General features: G+C 44.2%; 24 protein-coding genes and 3 pseudogenes. 11 read left to right on the top strand and 16 right to left on the bottom strand.

All coding sequences use genetic code 11. The features are described from left to right. Positions 1-251 precede the first annotated feature (251 nt). The 4 genes and pseudogenes from C6H66_RS09055 to pyk all read left to right on the top strand — a co-directional run bounded on the left by C6H66_RS09055 (position 252) and on the right by pyk (position 5,895). A pseudogene (locus tag C6H66_RS09055) lies at positions 252-1,113 on the top strand (MurR/RpiR family transcriptional regulator). Positions 1,114-1,713: 600 nt separating this feature from the next. Continuing rightward, positions 1,714-2,616, top strand: a complete 903-nt coding sequence (locus tag C6H66_RS09050) for a tail fiber protein (protein WP_105395397.1) — start codon at positions 1,714-1,716, stop codon at positions 2,614-2,616. 268 nt (positions 2,617-2,884) lie between these two features. Beyond that, entirely contained in the window at positions 2,885-3,901 is a 1,017-nt protein-coding gene (locus C6H66_RS09045; RefSeq protein ID WP_046396362.1) for a tail fiber protein, read from the top strand. A gap of 551 nt (positions 3,902-4,452) precedes the next feature. Further along, positions 4,453-5,895: a pyruvate kinase gene (gene pyk / locus C6H66_RS09040; RefSeq protein WP_040150507.1), complete on the top strand. Its 1,443-nt coding sequence runs from the start codon at positions 4,453-4,455 to the stop codon at positions 5,893-5,895. Between the two features lie 261 nt (positions 5,896-6,156). Here pyk and lpxM read toward each other — a convergent pair whose 3' ends face one another. The 3 genes from lpxM to znuA form a co-directional block, all read right to left on the bottom strand. Next, positions 6,157-7,125, bottom strand: coding sequence for a lauroyl-Kdo(2)-lipid IV(A) myristoyltransferase (gene lpxM / locus C6H66_RS09035; protein WP_046396360.1), 969 nt, complete (start codon positions 7,123-7,125; stop codon positions 6,157-6,159). Positions 7,126-7,282: 157 nt separating this feature from the next. Next, positions 7,283-8,596: a murein DD-endopeptidase MepM gene (mepM, locus tag C6H66_RS09030; RefSeq protein ID WP_046396359.1), complete on the bottom strand. Its 1,314-nt coding sequence runs from the start codon at positions 8,594-8,596 to the stop codon at positions 7,283-7,285. 20 nt (positions 8,597-8,616) lie between these two features. Further along, positions 8,617-9,564, bottom strand: a complete 948-nt coding sequence (znuA, locus tag C6H66_RS09025; RefSeq protein WP_046396358.1) for a zinc ABC transporter substrate-binding protein ZnuA — start codon at positions 9,562-9,564, stop codon at positions 8,617-8,619. Between the two features lie 76 nt (positions 9,565-9,640). On the opposite strand from znuA, the gene znuC reads away from it, so the two are divergent. Continuing rightward, a complete protein-coding gene (znuC, locus tag C6H66_RS09020; RefSeq protein WP_046396357.1) occupies positions 9,641-10,399 on the top strand; it encodes a zinc ABC transporter ATP-binding protein ZnuC in 759 nt (252 codons plus the stop codon). Further along, entirely contained in the window at positions 10,396-11,181 is a 786-nt protein-coding gene (gene znuB, locus C6H66_RS09015) for a zinc ABC transporter permease subunit ZnuB (protein ID WP_046396356.1), read from the top strand. Before znuC ends, znuB begins: the two co-directional genes overlap by 4 nt. A gap of 90 nt (positions 11,182-11,271) precedes the next feature. Here znuB and ruvB read toward each other — a convergent pair whose 3' ends face one another. The 6 genes from ruvB to aspS form a co-directional block, all read right to left on the bottom strand. Then, positions 11,272-12,279: a Holliday junction branch migration DNA helicase RuvB gene (gene ruvB / locus C6H66_RS09010; RefSeq protein ID WP_036806417.1), complete on the bottom strand. Its 1,008-nt coding sequence runs from the start codon at positions 12,277-12,279 to the stop codon at positions 11,272-11,274. A gap of 16 nt (positions 12,280-12,295) precedes the next feature. Next, entirely contained in the window at positions 12,296-12,913 is a 618-nt protein-coding gene (gene ruvA / locus C6H66_RS09005; RefSeq protein WP_036806420.1) for a Holliday junction branch migration protein RuvA, read from the bottom strand. Positions 12,914-12,992: 79 nt separating this feature from the next. Next, positions 12,993-13,514, bottom strand: coding sequence for a crossover junction endodeoxyribonuclease RuvC (gene ruvC / locus C6H66_RS09000; RefSeq protein ID WP_036806423.1), 522 nt, complete (start codon positions 13,512-13,514; stop codon positions 12,993-12,995). A gap of 111 nt (positions 13,515-13,625) precedes the next feature. Next, positions 13,626-14,369 (bottom strand): YebC/PmpR family DNA-binding transcriptional regulator, encoded by a 744-nt coding sequence (locus tag C6H66_RS08995; RefSeq protein WP_036806426.1) that lies wholly within the window; start codon positions 14,367-14,369, stop codon positions 13,626-13,628. Positions 14,370-14,398: 29 nt separating this feature from the next. Further along, positions 14,399-14,836, bottom strand: a complete 438-nt coding sequence (gene nudB / locus C6H66_RS08990) for a dihydroneopterin triphosphate diphosphatase (RefSeq protein WP_036806429.1) — start codon at positions 14,834-14,836, stop codon at positions 14,399-14,401. Continuing rightward, entirely contained in the window at positions 14,836-16,608 is a 1,773-nt protein-coding gene (gene aspS, locus C6H66_RS08985; RefSeq protein WP_105395396.1) for an aspartate--tRNA ligase, read from the bottom strand. Before aspS ends, nudB begins: the two co-directional genes overlap by 1 nt. Before the next feature lie 231 nt (positions 16,609-16,839). Between aspS and C6H66_RS08980 the strand changes: the two genes are divergently transcribed. Further along, positions 16,840-17,235, top strand: a complete 396-nt coding sequence (locus C6H66_RS08980) for an MAPEG family protein (protein WP_036775538.1) — start codon at positions 16,840-16,842, stop codon at positions 17,233-17,235. 78 nt (positions 17,236-17,313) lie between these two features. Here the strand turns inward: C6H66_RS08980 and C6H66_RS08975 are convergent. After that, positions 17,314-17,438: pseudogene (locus C6H66_RS08975) on the bottom strand (plasmid stabilization protein); the annotation flags it as partial. Between the two features lie 278 nt (positions 17,439-17,716). On the opposite strand from C6H66_RS08975, the gene cmoA reads away from it, so the two are divergent. Continuing rightward, positions 17,717-18,475 carry a carboxy-S-adenosyl-L-methionine synthase CmoA gene (gene cmoA, locus C6H66_RS08970; protein WP_036775710.1) on the top strand — a complete coding sequence of 253 codons (759 nt, stop codon included), beginning with the start codon at positions 17,717-17,719 and terminating at the stop codon, positions 18,473-18,475. Further along, positions 18,472-19,443 carry a tRNA 5-methoxyuridine(34)/uridine 5-oxyacetic acid(34) synthase CmoB gene (cmoB, locus tag C6H66_RS08965; RefSeq protein WP_105395395.1) on the top strand — a complete coding sequence of 324 codons (972 nt, stop codon included), beginning with the start codon at positions 18,472-18,474 and terminating at the stop codon, positions 19,441-19,443. The genes cmoA and cmoB overlap by 4 nt, the downstream gene beginning before the upstream one ends. A gap of 40 nt (positions 19,444-19,483) precedes the next feature. On the opposite strand, the gene cutC is transcribed toward cmoB, so the two are convergent. After that, a complete protein-coding gene (cutC, locus tag C6H66_RS08960) occupies positions 19,484-20,230 on the bottom strand; it encodes a copper homeostasis protein CutC (RefSeq protein ID WP_046395062.1) in 747 nt (248 codons plus the stop codon). A 167-nt stretch (positions 20,231-20,397) separates the two neighbouring features. After that, positions 20,398-20,502, bottom strand: a pseudogene (locus C6H66_RS08955) (VOC family protein); the annotation flags it as partial. A 76-nt stretch (positions 20,503-20,578) separates the two neighbouring features. Between C6H66_RS08955 and C6H66_RS08950 the strand changes: the two are divergent. Together C6H66_RS08950 and C6H66_RS08945 are read left to right on the top strand one after the other, a co-directional pair. After that, positions 20,579-20,914 carry a toxin gene (locus tag C6H66_RS08950; RefSeq protein ID WP_105395394.1) on the top strand — a complete coding sequence of 112 codons (336 nt, stop codon included), beginning with the start codon at positions 20,579-20,581 and terminating at the stop codon, positions 20,912-20,914. Continuing rightward, a complete protein-coding gene (locus C6H66_RS08945) occupies positions 20,915-21,229 on the top strand; it encodes a helix-turn-helix domain-containing protein (RefSeq protein WP_105395393.1) in 315 nt (104 codons plus the stop codon). It abuts the gene before it with no gap. Positions 21,230-21,244: 15 nt separating this feature from the next. On the opposite strand, the gene C6H66_RS08940 is transcribed toward C6H66_RS08945, so the two are convergent. The 4 genes from C6H66_RS08940 to C6H66_RS08925 all read right to left on the bottom strand — a co-directional run bounded on the left by C6H66_RS08940 (position 21,245) and on the right by C6H66_RS08925 (position 25,574). After that, the gene (locus tag C6H66_RS08940; protein ID WP_105395392.1) at positions 21,245-21,808 is read right to left on the bottom strand and encodes a VOC family protein; all 564 of its coding nucleotides are present in this window, start codon (positions 21,806-21,808) and stop codon (positions 21,245-21,247) included. A 181-nt stretch (positions 21,809-21,989) separates the two neighbouring features. Beyond that, positions 21,990-22,769 carry a DUF4123 domain-containing protein gene (locus C6H66_RS08935; protein WP_105395391.1) on the bottom strand — a complete coding sequence of 260 codons (780 nt, stop codon included), beginning with the start codon at positions 22,767-22,769 and terminating at the stop codon, positions 21,990-21,992. Next, a complete protein-coding gene (locus C6H66_RS08930) occupies positions 22,766-24,745 on the bottom strand; it encodes a type VI secretion system Vgr family protein (protein ID WP_105395390.1) in 1,980 nt (659 codons plus the stop codon). The genes C6H66_RS08935 and C6H66_RS08930 overlap by 4 nt, the downstream gene beginning before the upstream one ends. A gap of 97 nt (positions 24,746-24,842) precedes the next feature. Continuing rightward, positions 24,843-25,574, bottom strand: coding sequence for a hypothetical protein (locus tag C6H66_RS08925; protein ID WP_105395389.1), 732 nt, complete (start codon positions 25,572-25,574; stop codon positions 24,843-24,845). Between the last annotated feature and the right edge of the window lie 91 nt (positions 25,575-25,665).

Raw genomic sequence — 25,665 nt, 5'->3', positions numbered from 1 at the left:
ATAACCACGTCCCTCTGTTAACAATATGTTTTATCAATGATAAAAATGTGATAGCTTTATGTAACTTTACAACGTTTATGAAAGATAATTACCAATGTGAAAGTTAGACACTTGTCATACTTTTATGAAAAACATTAAATTATTGTGACTTCCTACTGCCAGCTTCAATTTGCTAATAGTATATTTTCATAAAAATTTATATAGATTTCTCCTCTGAATGAAATCGTCAAAACCACAGGTAACTGCGTTTTATGAATACACTGGAACGAGTCCAAAATAGTATCGAATTCTTGAGTAAATCAGAAAAAAAAAGTGGCGCAGATAATCCTGGCTTCACCACAAACTGCGATTCATGCCAGTATTGCAACGCTGGCAAAAATGGCGGAAGTCAGTGAACCCACAGTTAATCGTTTTTGCCGCCGTCTGGATACCAAAGGTTTTCCCGATTTCAAACTCCATCTAGCCCAAAGTCTTGCCAATGGCACGCCTTACGTAAATCGCAATGTTGAAGAGAGCGATACAGTTAGTGCCTACACCAATAAAATATTTGAATCGGTAATGGCAACTCTGGATACCGTCAAAAACAATTTGGATATCACAGCCATTAACCGAGCTGTCGATTTACTGACTCAAGCCCGAAAAATCTCATTTTTTGGCCTAGGGGCTTCTGCGGCCGTCGCACATGATGCAATGAATAAATTTTTCCGCTTCAACATTCCCGTTATCTATTTTGATGACATTGTGATGCAACGGATGAGCTGTATTAACAGTGCCGAAGGTGATGTCGTCGTACTCATTTCCCATACCGGCAGAACTAAAAGCCTGGTGGAAGCAGCACAACTGGCACGAGAAAATGATGCGACCGTTATCGCAATTACCTCCCAAGATTCTCCCCTCGCCCACGAAGCAACGCTTGCTATTCTTCTGGACGTCCCGGAAGATACGGATATTTATATGCCAATGGTCTCAAGAATCGCTCAATTAACCGTTATTGATGTTTTAGCTACGGGTTTTACCCTACGCCGTGGTTCAAAATTCAGAGATAACTTGAAAAGAGTCAAAGAAGCGCTACGAAATTCACGCTTTGATAAAATTGACTTTCCCCCGACCTGAAAATAATCCTCTCGCTATACCCTATGGATTTCAAGATGCATCGCGACGGCAAGGGAGCGAATCCCCGGGAGCATAGGTAACTATGTGACCGGGGTGAGTGAGCGCAGCCAACAAAGAGGCAACTTGAAAGATAACGGGTATATTAGGCTGACTCGCAACAATTGCGTAGTCAGTGATCGTTTATGGCTCATTGAGCACCAGTAAATAATTTACACTAGCCGAGATAAACAGGAGTTTACAGAATTATGGCAAAAAAATCCTATATTACTTAGTTAATTCAATAAAATAATGACGGTTTAAAGTGTAAAGACTAAACTAGAGAGTATCATTATAAAAAATTACCGAAAATATATGAAAAGCAGGAAGATAAAAATAACTTTCAAATGTTGAATGTAAATCATTTAGATATTTACCCGATCAACAGTTTCGTATTTTTTATTGCCACCTATTATATAAAAACTATTACCCCCTTAAGTTATAAGAATAATTTATTATGCTTTTTACGAGCTAAACTATTATTGACATATACTGGTGAAGATGAGTTTTTCAATAATTCAACATGCTACTTATAAACGCTATTATTTAATCTGAGGAAAATATATGAATCCCAAGAGTGATTTTAAAGCTTTTTCTATTGGTAACAATGCTAATGTAGTCAGTCAAGAAGCCTATGAAGAAAGCCGAAGTTTGAAAACTGGGTTTCCCCCAGACAATATTACTATTCATGTGCTAAACAAGGTATTACGTCAAGCATCAACCATATCCTCTGTCGTCGCTAATTTTATCGCGACCCAATCTGGCAATGATATTTTAGATGATGGTGATATAGTTAAACTGATTGCTCAATTAAATAGAGCGTTGGAACAAAAAATTACAACAACAGTGCCAAGCGCCTCATTAACACAACAAGGCGTTATTCAACTCACAGACAATACAGGCAACAGTAATACCCTTGCGGCAACGCAGAAGCTTGTTTCTGATATCAATCAGAATGCGAATAACCGACTGGCAAAAGACCAAAACGGCGCAGACATTCCTGATAAAGATGCTTTTGTGAGAAACCTCAGTTTGTTTGAAAAACTGATCCCGGTAGGGGTACCACTCCCCTGGCCGACTGCCACCCCACCAGAAGGATGGGCACAATGTAACGGCGCTTCTTTTGATAAAACAAAATATCCGAAATTAGCGCAAGCCTATCCTAATGGAGTATTACCCGATTTACGTGGTGAATTTATTCGTGGTTGGGATAGTTGGCGTGGTATTGACAACGGACGTAGTATATTGAGTTTTCAATATGATGCGTTCAAAAGGCATAATCATAGTATTTCTACCACTAACAGCGATCAAACCTCTCTTCAATATCCAGACCCCGTGCGTGGCGGTATGCATGGCGATCCTAATGATCGAGGCGGCTTAGGGGAATATAAATCTATTGGGATGAATGGTGATAATGAAACACGTCCAAGAAATGTAGCATTTAATTACATTATAAGGATGGTTTAATTAATAAAACCGCATTGAAAAAAATAATATGGTTATTAGCATATTTTCAGATGTTGAATATAAATGGCTTAGATATTTATCTGCTCATATAATTTCGGATTTTTATTTCTATCCATTATACAAAAACAATTAACCTCCTAAGTTACAAGGACACTTTATCATAATTTTTCCGAGCTAAACTATCATTAAAATAGGTTTCAGGAAATTATTTTTACAATAATTTAATACATTGATTATAAAATAATATTATTTAATTTAAGGATAATGTATGAGTGCCAAAAATGATTTTAAAGCCTTTTCCATTAGTAATAATGCTAATGTAATTAGCCAAGAAAGATATGAACAAGATCAGAGTTTGAAGACTGGATTTCCACCAGAAAATATTGCTACTCATTTACTAAACAAGGTATTACGTCAGTCATCAGCCATATCCTCTGTTATCGCTGATTTTATTGCGACACAATCTGGCAATGATGTTTTAGATGATGGAGATATAGCTAAACTCACTACCCAATTAAATAGAGCATTAGAGCAAAAAATCACAACAAAAGTACCAAGCGCCTCATTGACACAACAAGGTGTTATTCAACTCACAGACAAAACAGGCAACAGTAATACCCTTGCGGCAACTCAGAAGCTTGTTTCTGATGTCAACCAGAATGCAAATAACCGGCTGGCAAAAGACCAAAACGGCGCAGACATTCCTGATAAAAATGCATTTGTGAAAAATCTTGGCTTAATCGAAACCATTATTAACGCCCAATATCCTGTAGGAATTGTGGTTTGGTTCGCTCAAAATAAAAACCCAAATGTGCTATTTCCGGGCACTACCTGGGAATATATTGGTGAAAATAAAACAGTTCGATTAGCTAGCGCCAATGGTTCCGATATTTTATCAACCGGCGGCAACGATTTGATAAGTCTGACAGAGGCACAAATGCCAGCGCATAATCATACATTTTCTGGGACAACGAGCACATTTGATTATGGCACTAAAACCACTAATGTCACTGGAGATCACCATCATGATAGCGGTTGGGGTGAAGCTTGGGGTGGGCGTTACGGCTATTACGACAATTCTAGAAACAATATAGGGTCATCACAAGTGCCAGATAATGACAACTACAAATACAACACCAGCACTGATGGCGCTCACTCTCATGCGGTATCAATAGGATCACACAACCATACCATTTCAGGTAATACCGGAGATTCTGGCGGCAATGCAGCGATTACAATTACCAATTCATATATTAAGTTGATGGGATGGTATCGGAAAACATAAGGCTCTACATCCTCAAGCCACTGACAAATCTCACGTAAATAACTGTCTCTTGATCATAAGCGTGACTTAAGAGACAGTACCAACTCATCCTCCTCAAGGAGGGCTTAACATTTACATACTTCACAGCATACCTATCCTGGACGTTTCACCTCTTCCAACCCCAAGTATTGCCAGATTCCAGTAAACCTAATCACTACCACTTTCATTATCAAAACCTCTAGAGCTATTAGATTATTGATAAATCGGCAACAAATCGTGATAGGATAGAAATGCGGCAATAAATATCCGTTAAAAATGGTTAACTGATTCGCTAGGGCATAGCGATTGTGTAAAACGTTCCCCCTGTCGTTCCCCTATAGTTGACAACGGTCAATGGGCACTACAGCGAAAAGTATCATGATAAGTTGATACGGGTCACAAAAGTAATCTATAAACAGCCTTGATAGTTGGATTGCCGAAGAGTTTTTTTACTCGTTTTATAGGATAATTAATAGATTATTGATTATTTTTATATAACCAATACCAGTACTCACAGGTCAACGGAGTAACACATGTCCAGACGGCTCAGAAGAACTAAGATTGTTACTACACTTGGTCCGGCTACCGACCGCGATAATAATCTTGAAAAGATTATTGCTGCAGGTGCAAATGTAGTCCGCCTCAACTTTTCCCACGGTACCGCCGAAGATCATCTCCAGCGAGCCAGCAAAGTCCGCGAGATCGCAGCCCGCTTGGGGTGCCATGTCGCTATTCTTGGCGATCTTCAAGGGCCTAAAATCCGCGTATCAACGTTTAAAGAGGGCAAAATTTTCCTGAATGTCGGAGATAAATTTCTGCTTGATGCCAATCTTGGTAAAGGCGAAGGCGATAAGGAGAAAGTCGGTATTGATTACAAAGGATTGCCCACGGATGTTGTACCGGGTGATATTTTGTTGCTGGATGATGGACGTGTTCAACTCAAAGTATTAGAAGTTCAGGGCATGAAAGTCTTCACGGAAGTCACTGTAGGTGGCCCGCTATCTAACAATAAGGGCATTAATAAACTGGGCGGTGGATTATCTGCGGAAGCCCTAACTGAAAAAGACAAAGAAGATATTATTACGGCGGCCAGAATCGGCGTTGATTACCTTGCTGTCTCTTTCCCTCGCACCGGAGAAGATCTTAACTATGCTCGCCGTCTGGCGCGAGACGCGGGCTGTGAAACGCAGATCGTGGCGAAAGTTGAACGCGCAGAAGCCGTTAGCAGTGATAAAACCATTGATGAAATCATTCTGGCTTCTGATGTCGTCATGGTTGCTCGTGGTGACCTTGGTGTAGAAATCGGTGATCCAGAGTTGGTTGGCGTTCAGAAAAAATTAATTCGCCGTGCCCGTCAGCTAAATCGTGTAGTGATTACCGCGACTCAGATGATGGAATCTATGATCACCAACCCAATGCCTACTCGTGCAGAAGTGATGGATGTGGCAAACGCCGTTCTCGACGGTACTGACGCCGTAATGCTCTCCGCTGAAACCGCAGCGGGCCAATACCCTGCCGAAACGGTCGCCGCAATGGCGCGAGTCTGTCTCGGAGCAGAAAAAATGCCCGGCCTTAATGTATCAAAACATCGGCTAGACACAACTTTTGACAGTATCGAAGAAGCCATTGCGATGTCTACCATGTATGCGGCAAACCACCTAAATGGGGTTAAAGCCATTATCGCCATGACTGAATCAGGCCGCACCACTCGTATCATGTCTCGCATCAGTTCTGGTCTCCCTATATTCTCTATGTCCCGTCATGAGAAAACCTTAAACCAAACAGCACTTTACCGTGGCGTTACACCGGTTTATTGCAGCAGTCATACTGACGGCATTACAGCGGCCAATGAAGCGGTTAATCGTCTGCGCGATAAAGGTTATCTGGTTTCCGGCGACCTTGTTCTGGTTACTCAGGGTGATCAGATGGGGACAATTGGCAGCACTAACACCTGTCGTATTCTTGAAGTGGAATAAAGCGCTACAACATTTTGCGCAAAGTTTTCGGGGGATTTGGTTAGATAGAGAAAAGTGGCGCATCCCATTTAATCCAACAGTAACTCGACGGTAAAACAGACTTTTACCGTCTTTTATAACATTTCGTGTAATCCTAATTGCTTATAGTAATGCATCATAGTAATAAATGCCTCGTCACAACCCCCCCTAATCATTGGATGCCACGTCCAATATTAGGGGGACAATACAAACTTTCAAGCCTCTACATCTTTGTAACGAAAATCACAGGTCTTCTCTGTTATACGGCTCAATATCCCCCTTTTTCCGGGTCTTAAGTAATTTAAGTATCCAGGTATATTGTTCAGGGTTTGGTCGTACCAGTTGCTCCAATTCTTCATTCATCCGGCGAGCAATAAAAGCGTCATCTTTGCCATCAATATCATCCATCGGTGGACGAATATAAATATCAAGTTGATGGGTACGGTAATTATAAACCGGAAACAGCGGCACAATAGCCGCACGGCAAATCTTCATCAACCGCCCAATGGCCGGTAATGTCGCTTTATATGTCGCGAAGAAATCGACAAACTCACTGTGTTCCTCACCATGATCTTGATCAGGAAGGTAATATCCCCAGTAACCCTGGCGAACAGTAGCAATAAAAGGTTTAATGCCCGCGTCACGGGAATGTAAACGGCCACCAAAGCGACTCCGCACTTTATTCCACAGATAATCGGCTACAGGGTTCTTCTGATGATGAAACATCGCCGCTGCTTTCTGTCCATTGGCTGTCAGTAATATCGCCGGAATATCCACAGCCCAACCATGCGGGACCATGAAAATAATATTTTTCCCCCGCTCTTTCAGTTGAAGAATAATCTCTTCACCATGCCAATGAGTCCGACTTAAAGCTGATTTTGTACCACGCAGACAAAGTTCAGCCAACATAACAAAAGGTTGAGGTGCGGTAGAAAACATCTCATCAATCAATGCCTCACGCTGTTGCTCCGTCAGTTCCGGCATACAGTAACACAGATTTATTCTTGCTCTACGACGTGCCCCTTTCGCTAACTTACCCGCCAACCAGCCTATTTTAGCCAGCAGAGGATCACGCACTTTAACCGGCAGGTAAGCCAGCCCGGCCAACGCACCAATGCCCAGCCATAACCCCCAGTAACGAGGATGCAGGTAAGATTTATGAAATGTCGGCACATAACCAACTTTACTGTCTGTATCTGTTTCTTTATACATGAGCTAACTCTTTTAAAACAAAAAGATCATTGTTCATTTCACATGTACAGGGGGCTATATCAACGATATCAACACACCTTTTTCTGAACATAAATAAAACGACAGCGGATGATAGCAATCATCCGCTTTAAAGTCTGTTACTAATGAACAATTAAACTCAATCTAACAGAAGCTGAGGCGTGACCTCTTTTACCGTTGCCAGGAATTCTGAGCGTTCTTTACCACTCAAACCACCAGAGCGCGGCAATTTCGCCGTTAATGGATTTACCGCCTGCTGATTGATCCAGAATTCATAATGCAAATGCGGACCCGTAGAACGACCGGTGCTACCGGACAACGCAATACGATCACCCCGTTTTACCTTTTGCCCTGGTTTCACCAACAGCTTTCTCAGGTGCATATAACGCGTGGTATATTGGCGTCCATGACGAATGGCAACAAAGTTACCTGCGGCTCCATTATATTTAGAAACAATCACCTCACCGTCACCCACCGCCAAAATAGGCGTTCCCACTGGCATAGCAAAATCCACCCCTTTGTGTGGCGCAACCCGACCAGTGACTGGATTCACACGCCGAGGATTAAATTGGGAAGATACCCGAAATTGCTTAGTAGTTGGAAAACGCAAAAATCCGCGCTCCAGACCGGAACCTTGACGATCATAAAAACGCCCATCTTCCGCCCGGATAGCATAATAATCTTTACCACCACTGTTTAGGCGAACACCAAGTAATTGGCTCTGTTCACTGTGACCATCCAATATTTCACGGGACAGCAATACAGAAAAGCGATCACCTTCATGTAATTTACGCAAATCAATTTGCCATTGCAGCGCCTTGGTGACTTCACGAGCTTCACTGCTGGTTAAGCCGGCATTTAAAGCACTGCTGGTAAAGTTACTATCAACAACGCCAACAACGACGCTGTTTTTCCACTCCCCTTTCTGAAACTCTTTGGTTTCTTTAAACAGATCGCCTTCACGGGTATAAATGCGCGTTTCACGGCGGGAAACACCCCAAGTCAGAGTTTGCAAATCACCCGCTTCATTGACTGTCCATGACAACGGCTGGCCAATGTTCAGCCCCCGTAACACTTTATGCTGACTCGCGAGTAACGCGACATCAGAAGAGTCGATACCAAATTGGGTCAGAATATTACTGAGGGTATCACCGTCGGAGACAATATATTCATGCGGAGTTTGAGCCGTGACCTCTGAGTTCGTCTCTTCATCAGGAATACCTTCGTCCGGTAGCTGTTCACTGCTATCTGCAATAATCTCATCGCTATCTACGGAAGGATTAATGGCAATGCTGCCGACTGTGGTTTCTTCTTGTTCTTGTTCATGATGATAAGCAATAGGTTGCCACATAGTGACAACCAATGTTGCTACAGTCAGCGAACCCAACATAATTTTATGTGGTCGCGGTAACTCCTTATACACCAGAACGATAGTTTTAACTATCTGTTGCACTCATTGAATTCCTTATTACTTTAATTCAGGCAACTCATGTACTGTTCCGACAACTGAGTTATAAATTTCATATAGCTGTCTTTATCCAATACGATGCGGCTTCCTAACGGGTCCAAGGTGCCCATACGCACTCCCGTATCCTTCGCCACAGCATTAATAACGGTCGGCCTGAATTGTGGCTCAGCAAAAATACAAATTGCTTTCTGCTCAACCAATTGTGTTCGTATATGATGTAATTTTTGTGCGCCAGGTTGTATTTCAGGATTAATCGTAAAATGTCCTAATGGAGTCAAACCATAATGCCGCTCGAAATAGCCGTAAGCATCGTGAAAAACAAAATACCCCTTACCACGCACCAGCTTAAGAATATTAGCAATATTTTTGTCAGTTTGCGCAAGCTGAGCATTGAATTTACGTAGGTTTACGTCCAGCGCTGCTTTTTTCTGCGGAAAACGCACTTGTAATTGGTCATGAATCCCCTGTGCAACCTGTTTTGCTATTTCTGGTGATAGCCAGATGTGCATATTATATTCACCATGAGAATGATGCTCATGACCTTCTTCATGTTGATGCTGATCCGGCTCGGGTAAATCTTCATTATTTTTCAGCAATAATGGTTTAATCGTTGGCAATTGTGCTAAAGCTAACTGTTTATTTTGTGGCACTTTGGCTAACGGTTTAGACAAAAAGATTTCCATCTCAGGTCCAACCCACACAACTAAATCTGCCTGGTTAATTCTCTTAAGATCAGACGGTTTCAATGCATAATCATGCGGTGATGCCCCATCAGGCAACAGTACCTGCGTATCAGTTACACCATCAGTTATTGCCGCAGCAATAAAACCTAACGGACGAATTGATGTCACAACATCAGCATTAGCCGATTGTATCGTCCCTGACATGAAAACAGCAGTAATCGCGGCCTTACAGAGAAACTTGTGCGCTAGTTTATATGATTTGTGTAACATAATGTAAATATCTCGTGGACAGAAGCAAGAATTGTTATATTATAACATCTCAATGTTCACGCAAGATATATTTAGCATGCCAACACTCATCACTTTAAAAAACGTTGCTGTTACCTTCGACAACCGTCAGGTATTAAACAATATCTCTCTTAGTTTACAACGAGGGAATATTCTGACTTTGCTAGGTCCCAATGGTGCCGGTAAATCAACTTTAGTTCGTGTTGTTTTGGGGCTTGTCGAACCATCATCCGGCACAATTGAACATACCGCTGGGTTGAAAATCGGCTACGTTCCACAAAAGTTACATCTTGATCCCACTCTGCCATTAACAGTCAAACGCTTTATGATGCTAAAACCCGGCGTAAAATCTGTCGATATATTGCCAGCACTAGAGCGGGTGAACGCTGCTCATCTATTGCAGCAACCCATGCAAAAATTATCCGGCGGGGAAAACCAACGGGTCTTATTAGCCAGAGCGCTATTAAATCATCCGCAATTATTAGTCCTTGACGAACCAACACAAGGGGTCGATGTTAATGGTCAGTTGGCACTTTATGATCTAATCAATCAAATTAGAACCGAATTGCATTGTGCTGTATTGATGGTATCCCATGATTTACATCTGGTTATGGCGAAAACAGACGAAGTTTTATGCCTTAATCAACATATTTGCTGTTCCGGCACACCTGAAGTTGTTTCAACTCATCCTGAATTTATCGCTATGTTTGGTCATCATGGTGCTGAACAATTGGCAGTATATCGCCACCAACATAATCACCACCATGATTTGAAAGGGAAAATTATCTTGGAAAATAACAGGGAATGCCACTCATGATTGAATTACTATTCCCCGGTTGGTTGGCCGGCGTATTATTGTCTATTGCTGCCGGACCATTAGGTTCATTTGTTGTCTGGCGCAGAATGTCCTATTTTGGCGATACTCTGGCTCATGCTTCATTACTGGGCGTTGCCTTCGGATTATTGCTAAATATTAGCCCTTTTTACGCGATTATCGCTGTCACTTTGATACTGGCAATGATGCTGGTTTGGTTGGAGAAACGCCCTCAACTGGCAATCGATACTTTGTTGGGGATTATGGCTCACAGCGCACTATCATTAGGGCTGGTCGTTGTCAGTTTGATGTCTAATGTGCGAGTTGATTTGATGGCTTATCTGTTTGGTGATTTGTTGTCAGTCACCTATGAAGACATTTGGTTGATTGTCATCGGCGTCACCATTGTCGCCACACTTCTGTTCTGGCAATGGAACGCTCTGCTCTCTGTCACCGTCAGTCAGGAAATGGCTTTTGTGGATGGTATTAAAATACAGCGGTTAAGAGTACTGTTAATGCTGGTAACAGCATTGACAATCGGCCTGGCAATGAAGTTTGTCGGCGCGCTGATTATCACCTCCTTGCTCATTATCCCGGCAGCAACTGCTCGCCGTTTTGCCCGTACACCGGAGCAAATGGCCGGTATTGCCATTGCGGTTGGTATGCTTGCTGTCACCGGCGGATTAGCGTTCTCCGCCGTTTACGACACACCAGCAGGGCCATCTGTCGTGCTATGCGCTGCGGTAATGTTTATTATCAGCCTGATCAGTAAAGCAAAAAATTGATCCACTGAGTGGGTACAACCCAGTCATGGAGAGCGGGATAGGTTTCCCTTGCAGGAGTACCCATCCCGATTTTTCAGGTAATTAAACAACTCATTCCTGATCTCTGACCACGCCAAAATGGCGATAAGCATGTTCGGTGGCAATTCGTCCACGGGAAGTACGTTGAATAAAACCCTGTTGGATCAGAAAGGGTTCCAACACATCCTCAATCGTTTCCCGCTCTTCACCAATGGCAGCGGCAAGGTTATCTACCCCAACCGGACCGCCCATAAATTTATCAATGATGGCAACCAGTAACTTACGATCCAGATAATCAAAACCGGCAGCATCTACGCTCAACATATCCAGCGCTCTGGCGGCAATATTGCCATCAATCGCGCCATTCCCTTTCACTTGAGCAAAATCACGCACCCGGCGCAGTAAACGATTTGTAATCCGCGGCGTCCCACGAGAACGCATGGCAATCTGCCGGGCGCCATCGTCAGTGATCTCGACCCCCATAAAACGAGCACTGCGAGAAACGATACTTTGCAAATCGTCCACATTATAGAATTCAAGGCGCTGCACGATACCGAACCGATCACGCAGTGGCGAAGTCAAGGAACCTGCGCGAGTGGTAGCCCCAATCAGGGTAAAAGGAGGCAAATCAATTTTGATCGAACGGGCTGCCGGTCCCTCGCCAATCATAATATCCAGTTGATAATCTTCCATTGCCGGATAGAGAATTTCTTCCACCACCGGCGACAAACGGTGAATTTCATCGATAAACAACACATCATGAGGTTCAAGATTGGTCAACATTGCCGCCAGATCGCCCGCCTTTTCTAAAACTGGGCCAGAAGTTGTACGGAGATTAACCCCCATCTCATTGGCAACAATATTCGCCAGCGTTGTTTTCCCCAACCCCGGCGGACCAAAAATCAGCAGGTGGTCAAGGGCATCACCACGCAATCTGGCAGCCTGAATAAAAATCTCCATCTGCTCACAGACTTGCGGCTGCCCAACATATTCAGACAACAATTTAGGTCTGATTGCGCGATCAATGGCTTCATCGTCTTGTAAAACTTCCGCGGAAACCAGACGGTCAGCTTCAATCATGGCTTACTCCTGTAACTTAAAGAGCGGCGCGAAGTGCTTCGCGGATAAGTGTTTCACAATCAGCGCCCGATTTAGCGACTTTACTTATCATGCGGCTGGCCTCTTGTGGCTTGTAACCCAGAGAGACTAATGCCGCCGCGGCTTCTGCTTCGCTATCCGCATCAGAATTTGTCTGTTCGGCCGTTGCCGGCAAATTAATATCACTGCTCTGATTGAAGAGATCGCCATTAAGCCCTTTAAAGCGATCTTTCATTTCAACCACCAGCCGTTCAGCAGTTTTCTTGCCCACACCCGGCAGTTTAACCAAAGAAGCAATCGCCTCTTGTTCAATGGCAGAAACAAATTGCTGCGCAGACATGCCCGAAAGAATAGCCAACGCCAATTTAGGCCCTACGCCATTCACTTTAATTAATTCACGGAATAGCGCCCGCTCCTGCTTATCATTAAAACCATAAAGTAATTGCGCGTCTTCACGTACAACAAAGTGAGTAAACAGAACGGCTTCCTGTCCGGCATCAGGCAATTCATAAAAACAGGTCATTGGCATATGGACTTCATAACCAACGCCATTCGTTTCCAGTAAAACCAAGGGTGGTTGTTTTTCCAGCACAATTCCTCTGAGACGCCCTATCACTCGTTTACCCCCTAAAAAATAAAACTGATTGTTCTACTTATGGTTATAACATAAAAAAAGCTGGATGCATATCCAGCCGTTATCTTAAACGCCCACGCGCCAAGATTAATCTGGGATCGCCAACCCGCAAAAGATTCTGATTAAAGTGACAATGGGTTATCGCAATGGCCAATGCATCTGCCGCATCGGATTGCGGGTTAGCAGACAATTTCAGCACAGAGCGCACCATATGCTGAACCTGACTTTTTTCAGCCGCCCCGGTTCCGACAACCGTTTGCTTCACTTGCCGAGCCGCATATTCAAAAACCGGTACAGATTGATTAACGGCGGCAAGAATCGCAACTCCCCGCGCTTGTCCTAATTTCAGCGCTGAATCGGCGTTTTTTGCCATAAAAACCTGCTCGATGGCAAAAGCATCCGGTTGAAATTGCGTAATAATTTCAAGGATACCCGCATAAATACGCTGTAACCGGCTAGGCAGATCATCAACTTTTGTTCGGATACAACCACTGCCAAGGTAGCTCAAATGACGCCCCTGCTGACGGATCACGCCATAGCCAGTGACGCGGGAACCTGGGTCGATACCTAAGATAATCGCCATATTCTGTTTATTCGCCTTTAATTATCACCTTTAATATAAGGAGATAAAAACGTTAGAGAAAGTGTCCTGTACCACAGCACACTTTCTCTACGCTATACAACCCAATCGAAATTACAGCAAAGCAGCAACTTCATCAGAGATTTCACCGTTATGGTAAACCTCTTGTACGTCGTCTGAATCTTCCAACATATCAATCAAGCGCAATAACTTAGGTGCGGTTTCCGCATCCAATTCCGCTTTAGTGGAAGGGATCATCGAAACTTCTGCTGATTCAGCCACAAAACCCGCTGCATCCAACGCATCTTTCACGTCACCAAACGTTTCTGGCGTAGTGTAAACATCAATCGCGCCATCATCATAGGTTTCTACATCATCAGCGCCGGCTTCCAACGCCGCTTCCATCACCGCATCTTCATCCAGTCCCGGCGCGTAAGAAATCACCCCTTTCTTGGTGAACAAATAAGCAACCGAGCCATCAGTGCCCAGATTACCACCAGTTTTAGTGAAAGCATGACGAACGTCAGAAACGGTACGGTTGCGGTTATCACTCAAGCACTCAACCATCACCGCGGTTCCCCCCGGGCCATAACCTTCATAAATGATGGTTTCCATGTTATCCGCGTCATCGTTGCCAACACCACGGGCGATAGCACGGTTCAAAGTATCGCGGGTCATATTGTTGGACAGTGCTTTATCAATCGCGGCACGCAGACGTGGGTTAGATGCCGGATCTCCACCACCCAGACGGGCTGCCGTTACCAACTCCCGGATAATTTTGGTGAAAATCTTACCGCGTTTCGCATCCTGTGCAGCTTTGCGGTGCTTGGTGTTGGCCCATTTACTATGACCTGCCATAAGGTTCTCCGATAAAACGTCTAATAAACTTATTCAATCACAAACTCTTCAATCGCCTGCCGATTGCTCCACGACTTAGTGAGCTTTACTGCTTTATCCGCATCCAGCCACTGGTAAGCCTGATGTTCAGTCAACAGGCATTCTCGCTCTTCCGGCAATGCCAGACAGAACCAGTACTCTTTATTACGGGTGACTCCTGGAGCATAGCGATGACGCAAGTGGGTAAAAATCTCAAAATAGAGAGAACGTCGGCAATCTATCAATTCAAGATTTTCACCTATGATATCAATACCGATTTCTTCTCGCACTTCGCGCAACGCTGTCTCCCACGGCGTTTCGTCTCCATCAAGGCTGCCAGTCACAGACTGCCAAAAGCCAGGATCGTCCCGCCGCTGTAACATCAGCACCCGTCGGCTGGAAAAAGAATAAATAACCACCAGCACAGACTCAGGGCGCTTATAAACCATTACTCACTCTCTTTTCTGGCAACAACAGAGATTGATAACTCTTCGAGTGCCGCCGAATTAGCATAACTTGGCGCTTCCGTCATTAAACAAGCAGCGGCGGTGGTTTTAGGGAATGCGATAACATCACGAATATTATCCGTTCCTGTCAGCAACATCACCAAACGGTCAAGACCAAATGCCAAACCTGCATGGGGAGGCGTACCAAATTTCAACGCATCCAGCAAGAAGCCAAACTTCTCCTGCTGTTCCTGCTCATTAATACCCAGAATACGGAACACCGCCTGTTGCATTTCATTACGGTGAATACGCACCGAGCCGCCACCGACTTCGTAGCCGTTAATCACCATATCGTAAGCATTGGCAATGGCCGAAACCGGATCTCGCTCTAACTCCTCCGCTGACATATTACACGGTGAAGTAAACGGATGATGCATAGCGGTCAGACCACCCTCCCCATCATCTTCGAACATTGGGAAGTCGATAACCCACAATGGCCGCCAGCTATCCAATTTTGTCAGGTTCAGATCGCGCCCTAATTTCAGACGCAACGCTCCCAAGGCATCAGTGACCACTTTCACACTACCGGCGCCGAAGAACAAAATATCGCCATCTTGTGCATCAGTACGGGAAAGCAGACCTTCAATCACCTCTGCATTCAGGAACTTGGCTATCGGACTTTGAACCCCATCCAAACCGGCGGCACGTACATTGACTTTTATCCACGCCAGCCCTTTTGCGCCGTAAATCCCAACGAATTTGCCATATTCATCAATCTGCTTACGGCTCAGTTCAGCACCACCTGGTACCCGAATCACAGCTACGCGGCCTTTACTGTCATTCGCCGGTTCAGCAAAAACACTGAATTCTACCTCTTTAACCAGATCAGCAACATCAACCAACTCTAATGGGTTACGCAGATCAGGTTTATCAGAACCGAAACGACGCATCACTTCCGCAAACGTCATCACCGGGAAATGCCCCAGATCAACACCTTCAATTTCAAGCCACAATTCGCGGATCATCATTTCCATCATTTCCCTTACTTGCTCAGCAGTCATAAAGGAAGTTTCCACGTCGATCTGGGTGAATTCTGGCTGGCGATCCGCTCGCAAGTCTTCATCACGGAAGCATTTAACAATTTGATAATAACGGTCAAAACCGGACATCATCAGCAATTGTTTAAATAACTGCGGGGATTGAGGCAAGGCATAAAATTTGCCTTTATGAACACGACTTGGCACCAAATAATCACGGGCGCCTTCGGGGGTTGCTTTAGTCAACATTGGCGTTTCAATATCCAGGAAACCCTGATTATCCATGAAACGACGAACAAAACTGGTGATTTTAGCGCGTGTTTTCAGGCGATTTGCCATTTCAGGCCGACGCAGATCAATATAGCGATATTTCAGGCGTTGCTCTTCGCTGTTCGTCTGATTGCTATCCAAAGGCAGAGGTTCGGAACGGTTGATGATATTTAAACTTTCCGCAAAAACCTCTATTTCACCGGTAGCCATATCTTTGTTGATTTGACTGTCAGGACGAGCGCGTACAGTACCGGTGATTTGAATGCAGAATTCATTACGCAGTTCAGCAGCCTGAGAAAATGCGGCTTGCTGATCCGGGTCAAAAAATACCTGAACGATCCCTTCACGATCACGCATATCAATAAAAATCAAGCCACCCAGATCACGGCGGCGGTTTACCCAACCACAAAGAGTCACCTTCTGGCCTTCATGGGTCAGATTCAACTGCCCACAATAATCAGTACGCATACAATATCCTTTTACTCGGCTGTTGTGCTGTTGCTGCGGAAAAAAGGCCGCCATTATAATAGAAATTCTACTCAGAGATAAGGGCAGGCAATATCCCGATGCAATACCATTGCTTGATGTCTGATAATCAGGCAATTTATTTTCAATTCCCATCTATTTATAGCGACAGTTTTATTTTTGGGGTTTATCATAACTTAATTGGCCAATTTCGGTTAGGCAATGGAGTTAAAAATGGTTAGCTCGCTTTATGTTGTGTTGGGCGCACTATTATTGATTAAGCTGTCTTTTGATGTGGTTAAGTTAAGAACACAATATCGTGTCTCATATGGAGATGGTGGTTTTTACGAACTACAAACAGCGATCCGCATCCACGGTAATGCGGTGGAATATATCCCCATCTCTATGTTATTGCTGGTCATGATGGAGATGAACGGCTCAAATGTCTGGATGATACATGTCTGTGGTTTGATTCTGCTCACCGGCAGAGTCTTGCATTATTATGGCCTGCACCACCGTGAATTCTATTGGCGGCGTTCAGGCATGGTAGCAACTTATCTTTCCATCGTATTAATGGTGATGACGAATATTTACTACTTGCCTTGGGAACAAATATTTTCTCTCTACTAACGAAACGAATAGTACTGGCACTAAAATAGCAGGCAGCAAACTCGGCTGCCTGTTATTCTAACCATAGTGGTTCCCTATGAATGCAGGTTCATTCCGATTCAGGATTGCGACCGCTTCACCTTCCCCTGCAAATATGTCCCCATTGGGTTACGTTTCAAATCGGTAATACTTGCCGCTAAGTTTGTTAAGATTTGATATGCCATACACCACCTCACTCTTTTACGTAAACAAGCAATAGGTCATTTAAAGGTGCTTTTCAATGCATCTTTACTTTTTTATATAAAACCCAAAGCTCCCCTAATGCTGACTGACTCATGAAATCAAGGATTGATCACGCCATGATATGATTTTTATACCACACTTAAATTCCTCAAATATTTCCATTATTCACTACTTTTAAGCACAGAGAAAATTGGTTCAAGGTCAAGCTGTACATCTGTTAGAATGCCACCCTCTATTTTTTCTGATAATTAATGCTGTTATGTCAAATCAAGATCCTTACCATCAAAGGGATAGCCTGTTTGCCGCTCCCATCGCCAATCTGGGAGACTGGCGTTTCGATGAACGGGTAGCCGAAGTTTTCCCTGATATGATCCAACGCTCCGTGCCAGGTTATTCAAATATTGTTTCCATGATTGGTATGCTGGCCGGTCGTTTTGTGACATCAAACAGTCAAATTTACGACCTGGGTTGTTCCTTAGGCGCATCAACCCTGGCAATGCGCCGCAATATTGCCGCTGAAAACTGCAAAATTATCGCCGTTGATAATTCCCCGGCAATGGTGAAACGCTGTCGTCGTCATATCGACGCTTTCCGAGCACAAACACCGGTTGAAGTCATTGAGGCCGATATTCTTGATATTGATATTCAAAATGCTTCGATGGTCGTGTTGAATTTCACTTTACAATTCCTCAACCCGCAAGATCGACAAGGTTTACTTAACCGGATTTATCAGGGATTACGTCCCGGTGGTGTTTTAGTTTTATCAGAGAAATTCAGCCTTGAAGATCAACAAATCGGTGAGTTGCTGTTTGATATGCACCACGATTTCAAGCGTGCTAACGGATATAGCGAGCTGGAAATCAGCCAGAAACGCAGCATGCTTGAAAATGTAATGCTGACCGACTCTGTAGAAACCCACAAATCCCGTCTCCATCAATCCGGTTTTAACCATGTTGAAGTCTGGTTTCAGTGTTTCAACTTTGGATCACTGCTGGCGATAAAAGGGGCCGATAAATGATCGATTTCGGTAGTTTTTATCAAATTATTGCCAAGAATAACCTCCAGCATTGGCTTAATTGCCTTCCTGCTCAACTGCAAGAATGGCAAAAAGCGGCCCTGCACGGCAGTTTTAAATCATGGGTAAAAACCCTGGAAAACCTACCCGCAATTTCACCGACCCAATTAGATTTGAAAAATGGCGTAATCGCAGAACGTGATCCTCCCCTATCCGAAGGTGAAGAAATTTGCCTCACCAATATATTGCGAGTATTCATGCCGTGGCGCAAAGGTCCATTCTCTCTTTACGGTGTAAATATTGACACTGAATGGCGTTCAGACTGGAAATGGGATCGGGTACTGCCTCATATTTCTCCACTAACCGGCCGGACAATTCTTGATGTTGGTTGCGGCAGCGGCTATCACCTGTGGAGGATGGTGGGTGAAGGGGCTGAACTTGCCGTTGGTATCGATCCAACTCAGCTCTTCCTCTGCCAGTTTGAAGCTGTCAGAAAATTACTTGGCAATGATCAACGCGCCCATCTCTTACCTCTGGGCATTGAACAATTACCGGCACTAGCTGCTTTCGATACCGTCTTTTCAATGGGCGTTCTCTATCACCGCCGCTCTCCTCTTGACCATCTCTGGCAATTGAAAAACCAATTGGTGGCCGATGGTGAACTGGTATTAGAAAGCCTGGTTGTTGAAGGAGATGAACATACCTGTTTAATCCCTGGTGAACGTTATGCTCAAATGCGCAACGTCTATTTCATTCCTTCGGCAAAAATGTTGAAAATCTGGTTGGAGAAGTGCGGTTTTGTCGATGTGAAAATTGCCGATCAAGCGGTAACAACCACAGAAGAGCAACGTCGTACAACCTGGATGAGAACTGAATCGTTATCTGATTTTCTTGATCCTACTGATAGCAGTAAAACCATTGAGGGTTATCCCGCCCCTCTGCGAGCGGTACTGATCGCCCGTAAGCCCTGATTTTGCGAACTGGCCCAAAATTGGGCCAGTTCATAATAGGCTATTCAAATAAAGTCAAACTCAGCATCCCTTTCATCACCTCCACCACACCACCATCAACACAATAATGTGAAAACTCATCCACCTCATTGTCGGCGCTCATCGTCACCCCCGCTTTGCGGTAAGTCATGGTAGAAGGCATAATCCGGCTTGCCGAACTGTGAACTTCCGTTAACCCGATATCAATAAATTTATGAATATTACTCATACGAACACCCGCACCTGCCATAATAATTGGCCCCCGACTGGCTTGATGCAGTTCTTTCAACAAAGGTAATCCCAATTCGGCATTCTGTTGCTGACCGGAAGTCAATATTCGCTTAACACCAAGCTGAGTGAGTTGATCCAGTGCCACATAAGGATTAAAACACATATCAAATGCACGGTGAAAAGTGACGGCCATATCGCCAGACAGCGCCATCAATTGTTGCATGCGGGGCAAATCGATATGCCCTTCTTCATCTAACACACCAAAAACCACGCCCATAAATCCCATATCACGGATCTGAGCAACATCATTTTTCATCACCTCAAAATCTGAGTGACTGTAGCAAAAATCACCACCTCTTGGACGTACAATGGGATGTACAGGAATAGTTAATTGCTCAATAGCCTGCTTCAACGTACCAAGACTCGGTGTTAATCCCCCTTCCGCCGGACTGGCGCATAACTCTATCCGGTCAGCACCAGCCTGTTGTGCGATTAATGCGCAACCTACGCTAAAACAACAAATTTCTAACTTTGTCATCAGAAGTTCCTTGGACACCTAGTCATTAACGAGCAATCAATGAATCTAAGCGATTCAGTAATTCAATTCACTAACTATGACATCTAATTATTGCCGATGATTTGTAGGAAATCACAAGGTCAGAACTTTTATCTGGATCACAAGGATGAAAAAGTTAATTTTGCCGACTAGTGCTCATTTTTAACAATTTCACGCAATGTAAATGGGTGAAACTTGACGGTGATCTCACCATCAATGATAGCCAAGGTCGGGTTAAACAACCGCTTTTTTTCCCTTCGGGTTAACTCTGTTTAACTATCCCCAACTTGGGTGTATATTATACTCAAGTTGGGGACAGATGGATAAGTGATGGAAGCTGTTTTTATTGAACTACCACCTTTTGAACGCTACCGCCATAACTACCTGAGTGATGAGGAGTTTCGATCCTTCCAAAATATACTGCTGAAAAATCCAACAGCAGGGGACGTCATCCAACATACCGGCGGATTACGTAAAGTGCGTTTTACAGATTCCCGAAGAAAAAAGGGAAAACGGAGCGGTATTCGGGTGATTTACTATTGGTGGACATCTAAATCGCAATTCATGCTTTTCACTATCTACGATAAAGATGAGATGTCAGACTTAACTAAAGAACAATGCGAATCCTTGCGTAAGATGTTAGAAATGAGAAAAAAAGGAGCATAAATGAACCGTGATCTATTTGCAGAACTCAATGAAGGAATGAAAGCTTGGGAAGAGGCTAATGAAAGCAAACTCACATTGAAAACGCATAAGAGGAGGTTAAAAAACGATATCTCCATCAATCCAGATGAGTTGAAATCCATACGGAGTAAACTGAATATTTCTCAAGCTGTTTTTGCCCAGTACCTGCACACCGGTGAAACGACATACCAGAACTGGGAACAAGGGCGGGCTAAACCGAATAAACAAGCTGTATTACTGATTAAAATGGTGGCACGCCACCCGCAGGCACTAGAGTTTCTTGCCGGCCTCACATAGCGATATCACTTTAACTTATGTAGCCAGGCATTCACTTTTAACAACTTCACGCAATGTAAATGGGTGAAATTTGACGGTGATCTCACCATCAGTGACAGCTAAAGTAGGATTAGGCAACCGCTCTTGTTCCCCTTTGGGTTGACTCTCTTTGACAGAAAAACCTGTCGGCAAAGGTTGCGGTAATAATGCTTTTGCCGCTGTTGATAAAATCACAGGCGCCACTGGCAGCACCAGCTCCACATGCTCCCATCCCTGATGCAAGTAAGTTTTCTTGCCAGGATAGGGCAATTCAACACAATCGATTTGCCAATTAAGCACCGCGATGGGGTGTTCTAAATCAAACAAGCAGATTGGACGTCCATTAATGATACTTTCTGACATCAAACTACCACATTGCAAAAAACCTTTACGCCAACGCTCGGCTACAGAGATATCGTGGCAACGTAAGGAGATATGATCTGCTTGATATTGCTCAACATTCAAATTAAGCCGCTGTTTGAACCGTGCCAATTTTTGCTCAAATATTGCCAGATCAGCCACTAAATCCTGTAATGCAACAATAGAAGAAAAATGTGTCATATTATCCCAGTTAAGATGCTATAAATTGGCGCCAAACAGCCCAAGAGTTTTAAAGGCTTGCCACCGTTCCAAGCCTCAAATAATACCCTCGATTTGTAACAAAATGAAATTTGATGGCGCCAACACAACCACTCTTTCAATAATCTCCATAAATTCGCAAGATGTTATTATCCATCATACACTATCCAGCGGCCGTATATTGTTCATCGAGCGTCTGTAAATAATCTGCACTGGTCAGGTGACTAATATCATCTCCACTTTCTAAACGCGATTTCAGCCAATCAATAATCCGTTCCTGTAATTTCCCTTCTGGCTCATTTAGTTTTTCAGCTAATTCACCGTGGTTTTCCCACATATCACTACTGATCACAAATGCTTTCCCTTTCAAGGCGTAGTCGGAATGATGCCAGGCATGCGATAAATGATCGCCCAAAATAAAGGGTAATTCACTGCCACCTTGACCACAATTTTCAGGCCGATAATAAATCTGTGGTTCGGGTATATCGATCATCAACTCACTCACCGGTGTCAAAAATGCCGACCAATCGCTGACGATCATTGCGGGTAATAACTGACCGAGAATACGCGGGTCCATACTGCGCAAAATCACTTGCCTCTCCCGCAATATCACTTGCTGGCGTGAACGCCAATGATTAAGCTGTTGCGTCCATAAATCCTCACTGCGATAAGCCCATCCCCAACTGTTATCGCTCAGAGTTTGGCTATCAAGCAGATGACCGATTACTGACAGGCAACCTGACTTGGGCTGAACCAGCCAGGGACCTTGCGCCAATATGTGGTCCATCGGTGTACCGCTATACAAAGGAAAAGCCTGCTCTACCCAGTCGTTGCGATAAAAGAGCGCCACCGGGTTAGGTTCCGCCAGTGAATTCAGCATAAAGAAAACAGGCGGCTTATTAGGCGTAGTCAGCCATTGTTGCCAGTTTATGGAAATGTTCATTCATCCTCCTGGTTATTAATAGTTAGATTAACTTCTCTCTGAGCTTGCAAAGCACAAATCCGTTTAACTGGAGATTTCACATCAGGCAGAGGTTCTACACTCTCTGGCAGTTGTAAAGATAAACCACGCCCGGTACCGGCTGAACCTTGCCCGACCAACAAATTGGGGGAAGTCAGAATACCGCCGGGAGTTAACCGGATAAAATGGCCGCCGACTTTTAAGGTAATCTCTGACGCCGCCTCCAACACCATCTTACCGCCGCTTTTTAGGTGCGTTTCCTGACCACTTTCCGCCACCAACGCCTCCCCGGTCTGTAAATGCTGACTGCCTGAGATACGGTGTGAAACATCGCCATCGGTGCTGTACTTCCCCGAGCCTTTGACATGCTGATGATCATCCACTGAAATTTCGCTATAGCGGTTATTATCGATGCGCTGTTTATGGTCATGTTTAATATGCCAGTAAGCGTCGTGCTGAATATGGGCGGTCAGATCTTTCTGCCCGCGCAGGTAAATCTCCTCCCGGTCTTTCTCATCTTCAAAGCGCAATTCATTAAAACCTTCCCCTTTGTGGGTTTGGGTTTTAAATGTCGTGCGGGTCTTTTCCGCGGGTAAATTTAACGGCGGCCGGTTTGAACCGTTGTAGGTGCAACCGGTGACAATCGGGCGATCAATATCGCCGTTCAGATAAGAAACAATCACCTCCTGACCGATACGGGGAACCGCCATAAAACCGTAACCGCTGCCATTCCAGCCTTGCGCGAATCGTACCCAGCAGGTGGCGTTTTCATCGGCTTTATCATAACGATCCCAGTGAAAATGGATGCGGATACACCCCTCTTCATTGACATAAATCTCTTCGCCTTCCGGGCCGACCACGGTGGCCACTTCATCACCGTCCGCCAGCGGTTTGTAACGGTATAGCGCTCGCCAGTCTCGATAACCCGAAATAAAACTGAATTCGTTGTGCAAATAAGTGCCTGATTCTCCGCTCTGTTCTTGCAATGCCTGCGGACATTTGCCGTGATGATGGATAGTGACGATTTGCCAACGGGTGTTCATGGCGTCAACCGGGTGTTCGTTAAGCTCAAAGATTTTACCGGGCATCAGTTTAAAACAGTTGCTTTGCCCGCAGCCGGCCTGACGTTGATTTTCGACAGCCTGCTGACGGCGCTGGACAAACGGTTTCGCCTGCGCGTCTTTCTGAAAGCGGCCGTAGCTTTCAAAAAGCTCAAACAAGGTTTTCTGCCCCTCGACACGGGGATCGATATTGGCCCGATGCGTCAGGCGGTAAGCGGGATTCTGGGGATTATAGTCCTTATAAATGACCCGATTCGGGGTCATGGAGACCCCCAGACGCACCTGATTAACCACATTCATTTCCGTGGCCGTCTCTATCTGCGGGTTGTAGACCAGCGGTAAATTGGCCGTCATCCCTAAATGGCTGTCGCTGAAAAACAGCTTGTCGTCTTCAAACCAGAAATTCAGCCCCTCTTCGGCAACTAACCGGGCAAAAAAGGCGTAATCGGACTCCCGTTTCTGCGTCACATATTCCCGTGTGTAATGAAATTCATCCAGTTGGCAATCGAACAGGATGCCATGTTTTTTCAGCAAACTCTTGAGGATCTCCGGCACGCTTTGCCGATGATAAACCCGGCTGTCCTGATTCAAATTCATCCGCCAGAGCGCGGGCTGGACGGTGAGGTGATAAATGGTACGATGCGCATGCGTATCCCCCCGTATAGCCTGTGAGATAATGCCGCTAACCTGACGTTGCTCAATATCGTTGAAAACCACCCGGAATTTCACAGACTGTAATAACAGTGATTCCAGATCAATATCGGCCCGTTTACTGACCAGCGTTAAGGATAGGGTAAATAATTCAGATAACTCCTCCTGTAAAGAAAATTCAGCTACCGCAAAAGTTTTCTCCGGCAAATCGGTAATATGACAAAGAAAGTGTAATCCATCGTTCATATGGACTCCTTATTTTTGATTTTGGTGTTTAAGTAAGTTAGTAAATTGCTTGATATTTATCATGGTAAATTTTCCTCAATTCCTACAGAGGTAGATATTATTTTATCTTCCAGTAGTCTATCGTTTGGCGATGGAGGTCAATTCTTCCATTGGGATATTCAACCCATTCGCCTCTCCCATTAGTTACCGTAATTTTTGGCATTTTGGTTTCATCTAGTTTAGGTTTATAGGTGATTTTCCATTTAGCGTCCGGTGTTAACTTCAACCTAAAGGGATACATACTAACTTCACCTTGCAAGGATACGCTTTTCGGAAATCCTTCAGCCATTTCTAAAACGGGGTAAATAACCGGGCTAAAATTAATCGTATCCGATGCGGGAATTTCGCTAATATTCGTCTGAACTGCATCATTGATAAATGCGATCAAACCTGTTCCCCCATAGGGCACCGCATCTTTCACCAGATGGTGGACATCGGTATAACTGACCGACACAAAGGCTCGATCAATCTTCCACTTACATCGGCCTCCACCATTAAAAGGTAATTTCGCCTGAAAGTAACCAGTTTGCGGATCAGCCTTTATATCCTCCAAACGTAATCCGTTATAAGTCGGTACTTTAAAAGGCGACATATTGGAATCCAGACGATATTTAAGGCAATTTTTCGAAATATATTCCGCGGACACATGAGGTTTGGTATATTTTGGCGCTACCCCTTCTACGGTGAGCCATTGATTCTCTTTAGGAGGAGAAAGCGGCTCATTTGGATCAGCACAGCCTGATATTAAAATCACTGATAAGATCGATAAGTATTGCTTGATATTTATCATGGTAATTGTTCCTCAATTCCTACAAAGGTAGATATTATTTTATCTTCCRSTAACTGCACTTTATGAATGCCAAAATGGCGATTTGCTTCGC

Origin of the sequence: Photorhabdus hindustanensis, from assembly GCF_002968995.1 — a bacterium.
GTDB classification, from domain to species: domain Bacteria; phylum Pseudomonadota; class Gammaproteobacteria; order Enterobacterales; family Enterobacteriaceae; genus Photorhabdus; species Photorhabdus akhurstii.
The sequence above is the reverse complement of the archived record's forward strand: the minus strand, read 5'-3'. Positions and strand labels throughout refer to the sequence as shown.

Bases quoted from the DNA above. Each gene is read 5' to 3' on its own strand.
- C6H66_RS09050 (WP_105395397.1), top strand. From the start codon at position 1,714: ATGAATCCCAAGAGTGATTTTAAAGCTTTTTCTATTGGTAACAATGCT.
- C6H66_RS09045 (WP_046396362.1), top strand. From the start codon at position 2,885: ATGAGTGCCAAAAATGATTTTAAAGCCTTTTCCATTAGTAATAATGCT.
- pyk (WP_040150507.1), top strand. From the start codon at position 4,453: ATGTCCAGACGGCTCAGAAGAACTAAGATTGTTACTACACTTGGTCCG.
- lpxM (WP_046396360.1), bottom strand. From the start codon at position 7,125: ATGTATAAAGAAACAGATACAGACAGTAAAGTTGGTTATGTGCCGACA.
- znuA (WP_046396358.1), bottom strand. From the start codon at position 9,564: ATGTTACACAAATCATATAAACTAGCGCACAAGTTTCTCTGTAAGGCC.
- znuC (WP_046396357.1), top strand. From the start codon at position 9,641: ATGCCAACACTCATCACTTTAAAAAACGTTGCTGTTACCTTCGACAAC.
- znuB (WP_046396356.1), top strand. From the start codon at position 10,396: ATGATTGAATTACTATTCCCCGGTTGGTTGGCCGGCGTATTATTGTCT.
- ruvB (WP_036806417.1), bottom strand. From the start codon at position 12,279: ATGATTGAAGCTGACCGTCTGGTTTCCGCGGAAGTTTTACAAGACGAT.
- ruvC (WP_036806423.1), bottom strand. From the start codon at position 13,514: ATGGCGATTATCTTAGGTATCGACCCAGGTTCCCGCGTCACTGGCTAT.
- C6H66_RS08995 (WP_036806426.1), bottom strand. From the start codon at position 14,369: ATGGCAGGTCATAGTAAATGGGCCAACACCAAGCACCGCAAAGCTGCA.
- nudB (WP_036806429.1), bottom strand. From the start codon at position 14,836: ATGGTTTATAAGCGCCCTGAGTCTGTGCTGGTGGTTATTTATTCTTTT.
- aspS (WP_105395396.1), bottom strand. From the start codon at position 16,608: ATGCGTACTGATTATTGTGGGCAGTTGAATCTGACCCATGAAGGCCAG.
- C6H66_RS08980 (WP_036775538.1), top strand. From the start codon at position 16,840: ATGGTTAGCTCGCTTTATGTTGTGTTGGGCGCACTATTATTGATTAAG.
- cmoA (WP_036775710.1), top strand. From the start codon at position 17,717: ATGTCAAATCAAGATCCTTACCATCAAAGGGATAGCCTGTTTGCCGCT.
- cmoB (WP_105395395.1), top strand. From the start codon at position 18,472: ATGATCGATTTCGGTAGTTTTTATCAAATTATTGCCAAGAATAACCTC.
- cutC (WP_046395062.1), bottom strand. From the start codon at position 20,230: ATGACAAAGTTAGAAATTTGTTGTTTTAGCGTAGGTTGCGCATTAATC.
- C6H66_RS08950 (WP_105395394.1), top strand. From the start codon at position 20,579: ATGGAAGCTGTTTTTATTGAACTACCACCTTTTGAACGCTACCGCCAT.
- C6H66_RS08945 (WP_105395393.1), top strand. From the start codon at position 20,915: ATGAACCGTGATCTATTTGCAGAACTCAATGAAGGAATGAAAGCTTGG.
- C6H66_RS08940 (WP_105395392.1), bottom strand. From the start codon at position 21,808: ATGACACATTTTTCTTCTATTGTTGCATTACAGGATTTAGTGGCTGAT.
- C6H66_RS08935 (WP_105395391.1), bottom strand. From the start codon at position 22,769: ATGAACATTTCCATAAACTGGCAACAATGGCTGACTACGCCTAATAAG.
- C6H66_RS08930 (WP_105395390.1), bottom strand. From the start codon at position 24,745: ATGAACGATGGATTACACTTTCTTTGTCATATTACCGATTTGCCGGAG.
- C6H66_RS08925 (WP_105395389.1), bottom strand. From the start codon at position 25,574: ATGATAAATATCAAGCAATACTTATCGATCTTATCAGTGATTTTAATA.